The organism is Nostoc sp. UHCC 0302 (genome assembly GCF_038096175.1).
Classification (GTDB): Bacteria; Cyanobacteriota; Cyanobacteriia; order Cyanobacteriales; family Nostocaceae; genus UHCC-0302.
The window spans coordinates 5,603,142-5,616,144 of sequence record NZ_CP151099.1; the positions used below are offsets into that span (position 1 = coordinate 5,603,142).

The 13,003-nt window shown below is 42.3% G+C and carries 8 protein-coding genes; 5 read left to right on the plus strand and 3 right to left on the minus strand.

The annotated features are described in order from the left end of the window. Window positions 1-2: 2 nt before the first annotated feature. From gcvP to WKK05_RS24320, 3 genes are all read left to right on the plus strand, one after another. Window positions 3-2,948, plus strand: coding sequence for an aminomethyl-transferring glycine dehydrogenase (gene gcvP / locus WKK05_RS24310; protein WP_341525619.1), 2,946 nt, complete (start codon window positions 3-5; stop codon window positions 2,946-2,948). A gap of 596 nt (window positions 2,949-3,544) precedes the next feature. Further along, complete coding sequence (locus WKK05_RS24315; protein ID WP_341525620.1) at window positions 3,545-5,110, plus strand: NACHT domain protein; 1,566 nt, start codon at window positions 3,545-3,547, stop codon at window positions 5,108-5,110. 1 nt (window position 5,111) lies between these two features. Next, complete coding sequence (locus tag WKK05_RS24320) at window positions 5,112-7,382, plus strand: WD40 repeat domain-containing protein (RefSeq protein ID WP_341525621.1); 2,271 nt, start codon at window positions 5,112-5,114, stop codon at window positions 7,380-7,382. A 14-nt stretch (window positions 7,383-7,396) separates the two neighbouring features. Here WKK05_RS24320 and WKK05_RS24325 read toward each other — a convergent pair whose 3' ends face one another. Beyond that, window positions 7,397-7,981: a Uma2 family endonuclease gene (locus WKK05_RS24325; RefSeq protein WP_341531180.1), complete on the minus strand. Its 585-nt coding sequence runs from the start codon at window positions 7,979-7,981 to the stop codon at window positions 7,397-7,399. Window positions 7,982-8,026: 45 nt separating this feature from the next. Here WKK05_RS24325 and WKK05_RS24330 point away from each other — a divergent pair, with 45 nt between their 5' ends. Next, window positions 8,027-9,259 carry an ATP-binding protein gene (locus WKK05_RS24330; RefSeq protein WP_341525622.1) on the plus strand — a complete coding sequence of 411 codons (1,233 nt, stop codon included), beginning with the start codon at window positions 8,027-8,029 and terminating at the stop codon, window positions 9,257-9,259. 3 nt (window positions 9,260-9,262) lie between these two features. Here WKK05_RS24330 and WKK05_RS24335 read toward each other — a convergent pair whose 3' ends face one another. Together WKK05_RS24335 and WKK05_RS24340 are read right to left on the minus strand one after the other, a co-directional pair. Next, entirely contained in the window at window positions 9,263-10,147 is an 885-nt protein-coding gene (locus tag WKK05_RS24335; RefSeq protein WP_341525623.1) for an NAD(P)-dependent oxidoreductase, read from the minus strand. Between the two features lie 92 nt (window positions 10,148-10,239). Beyond that, window positions 10,240-10,983 (minus strand): tetratricopeptide repeat protein, encoded by a 744-nt coding sequence (locus tag WKK05_RS24340; RefSeq protein WP_341525624.1) that lies wholly within the window; start codon window positions 10,981-10,983, stop codon window positions 10,240-10,242. Window positions 10,984-11,621: 638 nt separating this feature from the next. On the opposite strand from WKK05_RS24340, the gene WKK05_RS24345 reads away from it, so the two are divergent. Continuing rightward, a complete protein-coding gene (locus WKK05_RS24345) occupies window positions 11,622-12,974 on the plus strand; it encodes a pentapeptide repeat-containing protein (protein WP_341525625.1) in 1,353 nt (450 codons plus the stop codon). Window positions 12,975-13,003 lie beyond the last annotated feature (29 nt).

Genomic DNA, 13,003 nt, shown 5'->3' on the forward strand with positions numbered 1-13,003 from the left:
TTGTGGTACTTTCCACCGCCCCTATTACTAAATCTAGCGATCGCCCGATACTGGACGAAAGGAGTCAAAAGTTAAATAATTTTGCACAAAGGCACATTGGGCCTAACTCCAATGAAATTCAGCAAATGCTTGAGGTGTTGGGGTTTTCTAGTCTAGATGCACTGATTGACCAAACAGTGCCACAGGCAATCCGGCTGAATAAATCGCTACATCTACCAGAAGCGCAAAGTGAGTACGCAGCCCTGGCAAAATTAAAAAAAATTGCTGCAAAAAATCAGGTTTGTCGCTCATACATTGGTACAGGATATTATGACTGCATTACCCCGCCTGTGATCGGGCGTAATATTTTAGAAAACCCTGGCTGGTATACTGCTTACACCCCTTATCAGCCAGAAATTGCTCAAGGGCGATTAGAAGCACTGCTGAATTTTCAAACTATGATTATTGACCTCACAGGTTTGGAAATTGCCAATGCTTCCTTACTCGATGAAGCTACAGCCGCAGCAGAGGCGATGAGCCTGAGTTATGGTGTTTGCAAAAAGAAAGCAAATGCCTATTTTGTTTCTCGTGATTGTCATCCCCAAACCATTGATGTGTTGCAAACACGAGCAAAACCTTTAGGAATTAACATCATTATTGGTGATCATCAGACATTTGATTTTGATCAACCAATTTTTGGGGCAGTTCTGCAATATCCTGCAAGTGATGGCACTATTTACGACTACCGCGCTTTTATCGAAAAAGCCCATGCTGAGGGTGCATTGGTGACGGTAGCAGCAGATCCCTTAAGCTTAACTTTGTTGACCCCCCCTGGTGAATTCGGTGCTGATATTGCTGTGGGTAGCACCCAGCGTTTTGGTATTCCCTTGGGGTTTGGGGGGCCTCATGCGGCATACTTTGCTACCAAAGAAGAGTATAAGCGGCAAGTTCCAGGACGAATTGTAGGTGTATCTAAAGATGCTCAAGGTAAGCCTGCATTACGTCTCGCCTTACAGACTCGCGAACAGCATATCCGGCGTGAAAAAGCGACTAGTAATATTTGTACAGCACAGGTACTACTGGCAGTGATGGCGAGTATGTATGCTGTCTATCATGGTGCTTCTGGACTCAGGGCGATCGCTGAAAACATTCATAATTTAACTGTAATCTTAGCAACAGGTTTAGAACGTCTAGGTTATAAGATAAATTCTAAAGATTTCTTTGATACGCTGCGGGTAGAGTTGGAAACGAGCAAACTTCAAGCAATTCTCCAAGCTTGTCAAGCTAGGAATATTAATCTGCGGATTTTCGACACAACTGCTGTCGGTATCTCATTAGATGAAACTACTACAACAGAAGATTTAATCGACCTTTGGCAGATTTTTGCCGCTACAGATGACCTCCCTTTCACCCCAGAAGAATTATCTTCTCCCTCTCCCCATTTCCCTCTCGCCCGCCAAACAAGTTACTTAACTCACCCCGTCTTTAACCGCTATCACTCAGAAACTGAGTTGCTGCGCTATCTGCACAAGCTAGAAACTAAAGACTTATCACTAACTACATCGATGATTCCTTTGGGGTCATGCACGATGAAGTTGAATGCAACAGCTGAGATGATTCCGGTAACGTGGGAAGAATTTGGCAAGATTCATCCATTTGCCCCGCTGTCGCAAACACGCGGTTATCAAATTCTGTTCCAACAATTGGAGGCATGGTTAGCTGAAATAACTGGTTTTGCTGGAGTTTCTCTGCAACCAAATGCTGGTTCTCAAGGTGAATATGCAGGACTTTTAGTAATTCATCAATATCATGAAAGTCGTGGGGAGGCACACCGCAATGTTTGTTTGATTCCGACTTCGGCACATGGGACAAACCCGGCAAGTGCCGTAATGTGTGGGATGAAGGTGGTGGCGGTTGCCTGTGATTTAGACGGTAATATTGACGTTAGCGACCTGAAAGCGAAGGCAGAAAAACACAGCAACGAACTCGCCGCCTTGATGGTGACATATCCCTCGACTCACGGTGTTTTCGAGGAAGCAATTCAGGAAATTTGTGCTGTTGTGCATAGCCACGGTGGCCAAGTTTACATGGATGGGGCGAATATGAATGCCCAAGTAGGTATTTGCCGTCCCGGGGATATTGGCGCAGATGTCTGTCATTTGAACTTGCACAAAACTTTCTGTATTCCGCATGGTGGTGGTGGCCCTGGTATGGGACCTATCGGCGTTGCTTCCCATCTTCTACCATTCTTACCTGGACACGTTATGGTAAGGAGTTGGGAAGAATCAATTCCCAGTCCCCAGTCCCTAATCCCCAGTCCCCAACACATTGGTGCTGTTGCTGCTGCGCCTTGGGGTAGTGCTAGTATCTTGGTGATTTCCTGGATGTACATTGTGATGATGGGTGCAGATGGTTTGACCGAAGCAACCAAAGTGGCAATTCTCAATGCTAATTACATTGCTAAGAGGCTTGAATCTTACTATCCCGTTTTGTATAAGGGAAAAAATGATTTAGTTGCCCATGAGTGTATTTTAGATTTGCGATCGCTCAAAAAATCCGCCAGCATCGAAATTGATGATATCGCCAAGCGTCTGATAGATTACGGCTTTCATGCGCCGACTGTCTCCTGGCCTGTGGCAGGTACAATCATGGTGGAACCTACAGAAAGCGAATCTAAGGAAGAATTAGACCGTTTTTGTGATGCGTTGATTTCGATTCGCCAAGAAATCGCTGAAATTGAATCACGTAAGGTAGATACTCAAGATAATGTTTTGAAGAATGCACCCCACACCGCCGAAAGTCTTATCGCGGGAGAATGGCAGCATCCTTATTCTCGCGAACAAGCAGCCTATCCTGCGCCTTGGAATCGTGAACACAAGTTCTGGCCAGCTGTTGGTCGCATTGACTCAGCTTTTGGGGACAGAAATTTTGTTTGTTCTTGTCTGCCAATGGATGCTTATTCGTCGTAAAACAATACAGTTTAGTTAAAACCTGCTCCCCCCAACTCTCATGTACAGAAAGTTGGGGGGATTTTTTTACAATAAACTCTCTCTCTGCGTCTCTGCGCCTCTGCGTGAGACAAAAAATATTGATAATTGAAGTTCAAAAGGTCAACGTTGAGGTTTAAAAGGTCAACGTCGAGGTTCAGAAGGTCAACGTCGAGGTTCAAAAGGTCAACGTCGAGGTTCAGAAGGTCAACGTCGAGGTTCAAAAGGTCAACGTCGAGATTCAGAAGGTCAACGTCGAGGTTCAGAAGGTCAACGTCGAGGTTCAGAAGGTCAAAGTTGAGGTTCAGAAGGTCAACGTCGAGGTTTGGAACTCGAAACGGCTAGACGATCGCACCATATTTCATTTTATTTTAAGTATGGGAGAGCTATGTCTACGATGGCCTATGCCTACGTACTTTGCCAAATGAGTGTGAAAATTGAACCGCAGAGGCGCAGAGAACACAGAGGAAGAGAGAAAAGAGAGCGATCGCTCTAAGATGGCAGTGGCTGGACTAAATGTTGTTACCTGTCGTTAGGATAAGTTACAGGTGTAAAAATTATCTCTACCTATATCGAAAATGAGTCTTGACCCTGTAGTTAATGTACTTAAAAGTATTGCTAAACCTGCGGCTTCTCTAGTTATTAATCAAGCTCAACGCAATGAAACTGTAGTTAGAACCTTAAAACAATTCAATTTTGACCCAGTACAACCACCCAAAGATGTTGATGGTGTCTATATTTACTCTTTAATTGAGTATGGTGTGGATAAGGCAGAAGTACTGCTGAATCTTTTCCGAGAAAGAGAAATTAAAAATGCTTTTTGGAGTGCTTATACTTCAAATAATCCCTTGGGTTTCTACAAAGAAGTAGAAAAGTTTTTGCAGGGGAAGGATTTAGAATATGATATCCGATTGTTGAGGATTGAGTTGCGATCGCAGTTAGAAGAATTTGGCGAAATATTTATTAAAGTTGCCAAAAAAAGTAAATCTAAAGACTTTGAACCTTTCCCGGAATGGAATTTAGACGAGTATCCAGCGGAATTTAAGTCGTTAATTAGAGAAAAAATTCGCTCGTTTTGCGGTCGTAAGTTTGTTTTTGATGCATTTAAACAATTCTGCGACAAAAATCGCAGTGGTTACTTCACAGTGGTGGGTGATGCAGGGATGGGGAAGAGTACCATTGCTGCTAAATATGTCTGGGACAATAAATCACCATGCTATTTTAATATTCGCTCTGATGGTCGCAATCGAGCGGAGCTATTTCTGGAAAGTATTCGCAAACAATTAGTTAAACGTTACCAGTTGCAGAATGACCAGAAGGCTAATTTAGCAGATTTATTAGAACAGGTTAGCAAAAAACTACCTGCTAATGAACATTTAGTAATTGTGGTTGATGCGCTGGATGAAGTGGAACAAGAAGCAGGGGGGAATCTTTTAGATTTACCAACAGCGCTACCTGAACGTATCTATTTTCTGTTGACTAGACGACCCTATACCAGAGATAAAAAACGCTTGTCTGCACCAGATGTTCCAGTTGAGGAGCTAGATTTAAGGGGAAGTCAGTATGTTGATTTGAGTCGTGAAGATATTAAGGAATATATTCGGTTCTTTTTGAATGTTGATCAAGACTATAAGAATGCAGTTAGACAATGGATTCAAGACCGCAATATTTCTGATAACGATTTTGTTGAGCAGGTAGCAACTAAGAGTGAAAATAATTTCATGTACCTGCGCTATGTTTTGCCAGGAATTGCTAAAGGTGAATATAATGACCTGAGTTTAAGGGAATTACCTGATGGTCTGCAAGAATATTATCAAGTCCATTGGCAGCGCATGGGAATGGAGGAAAAGCCCCAGGAAGTAAAGGTATTTATTCTGTTTATTTTAGTGGAGATTGGTACACCAATTCCCTGTGAGATGATATCGGAGATTGCCAAACAGGATGAATTTGATGTGCAATCAGTTTTAGATGAGTGGGTTGAGTATTTGAAGCCGCAGGATTTAGAAGGAGAAATCTGCTATAGCATCTATCACGCTAGTTTTTTAGACTTCTTGAAAGCAAAACGGGTTCTGGATTCCAAACGAAAGCTATTTCAAGAAGTTAATCAACACATTGCAAACTACCTTGTAAGGAAGATGGCGTGAGATGGGAGAATTTGCTGACAAGTTCGCGGCACAAAGTTTCGCTTTTCAACGTGCTTACTTGGGTAGTTTAGCGCGAAGCTTTGTGAAGTCGGGAGAGTTGCAGAATTATTACCAAACTCTGACTGATTTTGATTTTCTGGTGGCAAAGATTAAGCATCCTGAGTTTGGTGTGCAGCCGTTAATTGAAGATTATGATTTGATTGATGATGCAGAGACATTAAATTATCCAGAATACAACTCAGAGAAAGTCAAAAGTCTAAAATTAGTTCAAGGTGCATTGAGACTGTCAGCGCATATTTTAGTAGTAGATAAGCAACAATTAGCGAGTCAATTGCACGGAAGGTTACTAAATCAGAAAATGCCAGAGGAAATTCAGGCATTATTGGCACAAATAAAGCAAGAGAAAACTACCCCTTGGCTGTGTCCCTTGACCTCTAGCTTAACCCCACCAGGGGGACGTTTAATCCGCACCTTCAATGGTCATAGTTACTCGGTAAATGCCGTCGCCGTCACCCCCAATGGGCAACAGGTGATTTCTGCTTCCGATGACGAGAACCTCAAAGTCTGGAATCTGGCAACTGGGGAGGAACTATTCACCCTCAAAGGTCATATTGACTCGGTAAATGCCGTCGCCGTCACCCCCAATGGGCAACAGGTGATTTCTGCTTCCGCTGACGAAAACCTCGAAGTCTGGAATCTGGCAACTGGGAAGAAACTATTCACCCTTATTGGTCATAGTGACTCGGTAAATGCCGTCGCCGTCACCCCCAATGGGCAACAGGTGATTTCTGCATCCAATGACAACACCCTCAAAGTCTGGAATCTAGCAACTGGGAAAGAACTATTCACCCTTATTGGTCATAGTGACTCAGTAAATGCCGTCGCCGTCACCCCCGATGGACAACAGGTGATTTCTGCATCCAATGACAACACCCTCAAAGTCTGGAATCTGGCAACTGGGAGGGAGCTATTCCCTCTCATTGGTCGTAGTTACTCGGTAAAAGCCATCGCCGTCACCCCCAACGGGCAACAGGTAATTTCTGCATCCCGTGACAATACCCTCAAAGTCTGGAATCTGGCAACTGGGGAAGAACTATTTACCCTCAAGGGTCATAGTCACTGGGTAAATGCCGTCGCCGTCACCCCCAACGGGCAACAGGTAATTTCTGCATCCCGTGACAATACCCTCAAAATCTGGAATTTGGCAACTGGGGAAGAACTATTCACCCTCAAGGGTCATAGTGACTCGGTAAATGCCGTCGCCGTCACCTTCAATGGACAACAGGTGATTTCTGCGTCATTGGACAGCACCATCAAAATCTGGAATCTGGCAACTGGGGAAGAACTATTTACCCCCAAGGGTCATAGTAACTCGGTAAATGCCATCGCCGTCACCACCAATGGGCAACAGGTGATTTCTGCTTCCCGTGACAATACCCTCAAAGTCTGGAATCTGGCAACTGGGGAAGAACTATTCACCCTCAATGGTCATAGTTACTCGGTAAATGCCGTCGTCGTCACCCCCAATGGACAACAGGTGATTTCTGCTTCCGATGACAAGACCCTCAAAGTCTGGAATCTGGCAACTGGGGAAGAACTATTCACCCTCAAGGGTCATAGTTACTCGGTAAATGCCGTCGCCATCACCCCCAATGGACAACAGGTGATTTCTGCATCCCGTGACAAGACCCTCAAAGTCTGGAATCTGGCAACTGGGGAAGAACTATTCACCCTCAAGGGTCATAGTTACTCGGTAAATGCCGTCGCCATCACCCCCAATGGACAACAGGTGATTTCTGCTTCCGATGACAAGACCCTCAAAGTCTGGAATCTGGCAACAGGAAAAAAAGGATTTTTTACTTTTATTAGGAATCGGATCACCAGAAGAAAAATATTCACCCTCAAGGGTCATAGTAACTTGGTAAATACCGTCGCCGTCACCCCCAATGGGCAACAGGTAATTTCTGCGTCATGGGACAGCACCATCAAAGTCTGGAATCTGGCAACTGGAAAGGAACTATTCACCCTCAATGGTCATAGTTACTCGGTAAATGCCGTAGCCGTCATCCCCAATGAGCAACAGGTAATTTCTGCATCTCGTGACAATACCCTCAAAGTCTGGAATCTGGAAACCAGAAAAGTTATTGCCACTTTCACAGGGGATAGTTCCGTCTATTGCTGTGCAGTTGCGCCAGACGGCATGACAATTGTGGCAGGGGATAGTTCAGGTAGGGTGCATTTTTTGCGTCTTGAAAACATGATAGAGGAATGAGGGGAGAAATGATTTTATCTGCCAAAGATTTCATTAACAGTAATATTCACATCAGGGAAAGCTTGAATTGACAAAGTTTGACCGCTAGCGAACTTTTGCATAAGCTGATATCTTGCGGGTGTTGGTTGTTGATAAACTTCGACAATTTCCTCGTTAATATCTACTAACCAAACTTCAATTATGTTTGCTTCTGCATATAAAGGAATTTTCTCTTCATATAAAGGAATTTTCTCTTCTCGGTCATACATCACAGTCGCATCAGCCACTTCAATTAATAAAAAAATATCCTGGGGTTGGGGGTGTGCTGTAGCGTAGAAATCATCACGGGGTTTAAGTAATGCCACATCTGGCTGAGGTTCTGAGTTATCGTTCAACGCAACCGGATTTTGAGCAGCAAGTATAACGCGTATACCCAACAGTTGCACCAACAAATTAACAAGTCGATTTACACAAGCAGCGTGTTTTGTCCCAATAGGCGACATATCAATAATCTCTCCCCGAATCAATTCCACCCGGTCATCCTCTCTGAGAATCCCCGAATCAACCATTTTGTGATATTGCTCAACTGTGAATTTTCGTCTTAGTAACTGCACAGTTATAATTACCTCCACTGCTGCCTTATCTTTCAATTATTCCTCATAATTATGAATTCACCACCCAAACCACCCACTGCAATCAATTCCAGAGGACATCCAACGGAATTTCAGCAAGTTATTGAAGAAAAAAATCAACACTTTATCGGTCGTGAATTTGTTTTTACGGCTATTCATGAGTTTTTCCACCGTTATAACCAGGGTTATTTCACTATCATTGGCGCACCCGGTAGCGGGAAAAGTGCCATTCTCGCTAAATATGCAACAGATAATCCTCAAGTTATTTATTACAATGCTGAACTTGAGGGAAAAAATCGTGCTGACAAGTTTCTCAGAAATATTTGTACGCAACTTGTAGAGATGTTGCATATAACGTCTCTACAAACCATACCGGATAACGCTACAGAGGGGAGTTGGTTTTTGTCTCTGCTGTTGCAAGAAATCAGCGAGGAGTTACAACCCAATCAAAAACTGATAATTGCCATTGATGGCTTGAATTGCATTGACCGCAACAGCCAACCTTCTGGTACAAATCTCTTTTATCTCCCCCGCTATCTCCCAGATGGAGTTTATTTCCTCCTCACCCGCCGACCCTTTTTGAGAGAAAAGTCTGGTTTATTAATTGAAACGCCGTGGCAAAGTCTTGATTTAGCAAACTATCCAGCAGAAAATCGGCAAGATATTCAAGCTTATATTCAAAGTTATTTAACTCATGAAGAGATCCCCCCAACCCCCCTTAAAAAGGGGGGCAATATTTTACCGTTGTTAAGGGAGGTTAAGGAGGATCTTAAATCTTGGCTAAGTGAACATAATGTTAGTGAGCAAGAGTTTAGCGATCGCCTCACCAATTTGAGCGAAAATAATTTTATGTATGTTAGCCAGATTATAAATGCGATACCTTCTCTTCGAGACGCTACGCGAACGGTAAGCTTCGCTAACGCAGCAGGTTTTTACGCTCAACAGTTAGACTACAATCAACTCCCGCCAAGTTTAGTAGCATATTATCAGCAGCATTTGCAAAAGATGATTTCTCCCGAACAAGGGGAGAACATTAGCCAAGCTGTGCTAAAGGTGTTAATACAGCAACATGAAGCAATATCAGTAGATGCGTTGTCGCAGACCGCCGCAGGCATCGCAGAAATAATTGATGCAGATGAATACGATGTTGAAGAAGTACTAGAAAATTGGCTTGAGTTTTTACAGCAACAACAAATTACTGGAGAGACTCATTACAGTCTCTATCATTCAAGCTTCCGCCACTGGCTAGGTACACAACAAATATAATCTTCAAGTTAATAATTGATTATTGACTAACTGCTGTAATTCTTCTCTCAAAGATAGAGGTTGATACCCCAATGCAAATGCCTTGGAACTATCCAAAGAAACATCTGATGGTCTAGGTGCTGCCATTTTTACATCTTGTTGTCGGCAAGATTTCAGCCCAACAGCAGGGAGTTGAAATACCTCAACTAATAATTGCCCAAAATCATAGCGCGAAATTCGCTCTCTACCACCTAAGTGAATAATACCGTTAACTTTTTCTAAGGCTAATAACAAACCTTTTGCCGCAGTTGTTCCACTGACTGGCGTGCGGAATTCATCTATAAATAAACTTAGTTCTTTGCCCTCTTTTAAAGTTTGGATAAACGGTTGTATAAAGCTTTTAGCTGTGGGTGTTTCCACCCCAAACATTAATGGCATCCGGCACACTGCGGTCATGGAATATCGCTCTAGCATCCCTGCTTCAGCCAAAACTTTTTGCTCACCGTAAATATTTACAGGAGATACAGAATCTGTTTCCTGATAGGGAGCATTTAAGCCATCAAAAACTAAGTCGGTGGAGGTAAAAACACAAGGAATGGAATTATCAGCGCAAAGTCCAGCAATATTGCATGATGCGATGACATTAATCAGGTGTGATTCTGCTGGATGAGTTTGACAAAAATTTGGTTGTGATTGTGCTGCGGTATGAATAACTGCTGCTGGTTTCACATCATTAAATATGCGTTTTAATTCCTGAAAATCTGTTAAATCCACCTTTAACATTTGAATGCCAGGAATTTCTAAAAAATGGGATAAATAAGTCCCATAAATTTCCCATTCTTGTTTTGCGAGCTGGCAAATGTGCCATCCTAAAAAACCAGTGGCTCCAGTAATTAATAACTTTTTCATCTCTAGTCAGAACTTGTTTAAGACATAGATAAGTTAGAAAATATTAAATCTATTACACGAATTTATTTAATTATGAATCAATCTATGGGCGTTTATTGTAGTAATTCCTGAAACTGCTTATCACTACGTACTTTCTTAAAATCTGGGTCAGTTTTTGCTAATTTCTTATACTTATCAGGAACAAGCTTGATTGCTTTATTTAAGTTCTCAATTGCTAACTCTACATTGCTCTGTAAAGCATAAGAGCAAGCTTTGTTGTAATATGCTTCGTGTTTATCTGGCTTGATAGCGATCGCTTGATCATAAGATGCAATAGCATCTTGGAAGCGTTGCAACTTCGTGAGGGCAATACCTCGATTAATCAAAGCTTCATACTTATTGGGTTTGAGAGCAAGCGCTTTATTGTAGGATGCAATGGCATCTTTGTAGCGTTGCAAAGATGTTAAAGAATTGCCACGGTTATACCAAGCTTCATCTTTACCAGAATTTATAGCGATCGCTCGATCATAAGACGCAACAGCATCGTTGTAGCGTTGCATAGAAGTTAAAGCATTACCCCGATTAATCCAATATTCAGGACTGTCTGCTTTAATTGCGATCGCTTTATCGTATGCTTTTATCGCATCTTCATAGCGTTGTGTATCTAACAAGTTATTACCTTGATGAAAGAAAGCTTCTGCCTTTTGGCTAGCTTTAGCTTCTATGAGAAGCTGGGCTACATTACTTTCTTGTACAACTTGTCTGGTATTTTCTGTTATGGAGTTTGCCCCATCACCACATCCAAATGCGAAGAAAATAATTAAGTTAGATGCAACGAAGCAGCGTAGAAAGACCATGTTCCACAAAACTTATAATGTAATGCTAGAATCTGTTCTAATGTTAAATTTGTGTCTAAACACAGTAATTTTTAACATTTATTCTTTGGGATTTAGCCAGCAAACTTTGCTAATTATGCATAAATTTGTTGGAGTATAAAGCACTGCTCATCGTAGCATATTAGATACATATAAAGCAATTACTTTGCTCAGAGATTATTTTCTAATCTCTAGCAATGACTTTCGGCTGTACATCAAAAATACAGAAAAATAATGTGTTTGAGCAAGCAGAAACAAACTAAACCAAAGACATCATAATACTAAGCCGTGAGGCATTTAATTTTATCATGTTGGCGAAGGAGGGGAGAGTGGTAGAGAGTTTGACGGTTTTTACCAAAGCTACAAATGTGCAAACTCTAAAAACGATAGCTTAAAGCCTGCAATTCTGGACAAACTGATGTGCAGAAGAGTTAGGACTTAAGCAAGTGTTATATTTTTTTCTAAAGGTTGTCCAGCATCAACACTCCAAAACCCTTAACTTTTGGCCCTTGATTCTTGTCCCCTATAAAAGATATGTCTGCCAGTTGCGTCAGTTCTCATAGTAAGCAGTTAACATAAAACAGCTGTAGAACTGAATCTGCTGGGGCAAAATAGAAAGCATGACAATTAAACCTAACCCCCCCAATCTACCAACCCCAGAAACCTCCCCCGAAAGCGATTTACAGCAAGATGACTTTGACGGTGGTACAGGTGAGAAAAACCTAACTTCAGAAGCTTTAGCTGCACAACAAGCCTTAGCTGCAATTTCGTCTTTGCAATCTTCGCAAAATACAACTGCCCTACAACAAGCCCATTCCAGCTTCAAGCCAGTCAGTACAATTCAATTCACAGTTAAACCAAGGGCATTGTTAATTACTCTAATAGCGATCGCCATAACTTTTATTGGATTTGTCCTAGATAACTGGATCATCGGCATCTTGGGAACATTTATAACTTTAGTGTTATCTCTAGCGATGCTATTGCCTTGGTTGCAATTTGTAGTCAAAGAATGGTTTTCACCCCAAGATAGAACACTGTTTGTTGCTTTTGTAGGACTAATTGTAGCCATAATTGGCTTTATAAAATTTTCTGGTCTGGGCTACCGCTTATTTCTTTGGGGACGCACAATACAATGGGATGCTGCTGGAACTTTAGCAGAATGGTTTGGTGCTTTGGGGCAAATTCTCATCGCCATCATCGCTGTTTACGTAGCGTGGCGACAATACGTAATTTCCAAAGATTTGACTATTCAGCAAAATCTGCTGACAGTCCAGCAAAATATTATCACCCAACAGCAGACGATTGATTCTTATTTTCAAGGCGTCTCAGATTTGGTATTAGATGAAGAAGGATTATTAGAAGATTGGCCTCAAGAAAGAGCGATCGCTGAAGGACGAACTGCGGCAATTTTTAGTAGTGTAGATAGAACAGGCAAAGCGAAAATTCTCCGCTTTCTCTCACGTTCTAAGTTACTAACACCCCTAAAACGCGATCGCCGATTAGGTCGAGCTATTTTTAATGGTAATGGCGGTTATGAAGAAGACCGCCTAGAAGGTGTGCGCGTCATCGATTTGGGTGTAATGCTAGCCGCAGCAGACCTTTCGGGTACTGATTTACGTTGGACTGATCTTAGCGAAGCTAATCTTGTCCGCGGTAATCTCAGTGGTTGTGACTTGGTAAAAGCCAACCTCGCTCGCACAATTTTATACGATGCCAATCTCAGCGGTGCTGACCTGAACGGGGCTAGATTATTCTATGGCATAGTAGAAACGGCATCACCCCGCAGTCGCACGCAACCACCAGACTATGATACTGGCGAACACACTGGCGCTGTGGTAGAAAATGCCGATTTCACCAACGTGCAACGTATGTCAGAGTCAGTACGTTACTACTGCTGTGCTTGGGGTGGGGAACAAACTAGAGGCACTATTCCCGATGGTTGTGAGGGCATTCCTAATTTATTGGGAAGATAATATTGACATTGAAACGGCAGGGGAGCAGG

Excerpts from the sequence above, each read along its gene's own strand:
- WKK05_RS24315 (WP_341525620.1), top strand. The coding sequence starts at position 3,545 with ATGAGTCTTGACCCTGTAGTTAATGTACTTAAAAGTATTGCTAAACCT.
- WKK05_RS24320 (WP_341525621.1), top strand. The coding sequence starts at position 5,112 with ATGGGAGAATTTGCTGACAAGTTCGCGGCACAAAGTTTCGCTTTTCAA.
- WKK05_RS24330 (WP_341525622.1), top strand. The coding sequence starts at position 8,027 with ATGAATTCACCACCCAAACCACCCACTGCAATCAATTCCAGAGGACAT.
- WKK05_RS24335 (WP_341525623.1), bottom strand. The coding sequence starts at position 10,147 with ATGAAAAAGTTATTAATTACTGGAGCCACTGGTTTTTTAGGATGGCAC.
- WKK05_RS24340 (WP_341525624.1), bottom strand. The coding sequence starts at position 10,983 with ATGGTCTTTCTACGCTGCTTCGTTGCATCTAACTTAATTATTTTCTTC.
- WKK05_RS24345 (WP_341525625.1), top strand. The coding sequence starts at position 11,622 with ATGACAATTAAACCTAACCCCCCCAATCTACCAACCCCAGAAACCTCC.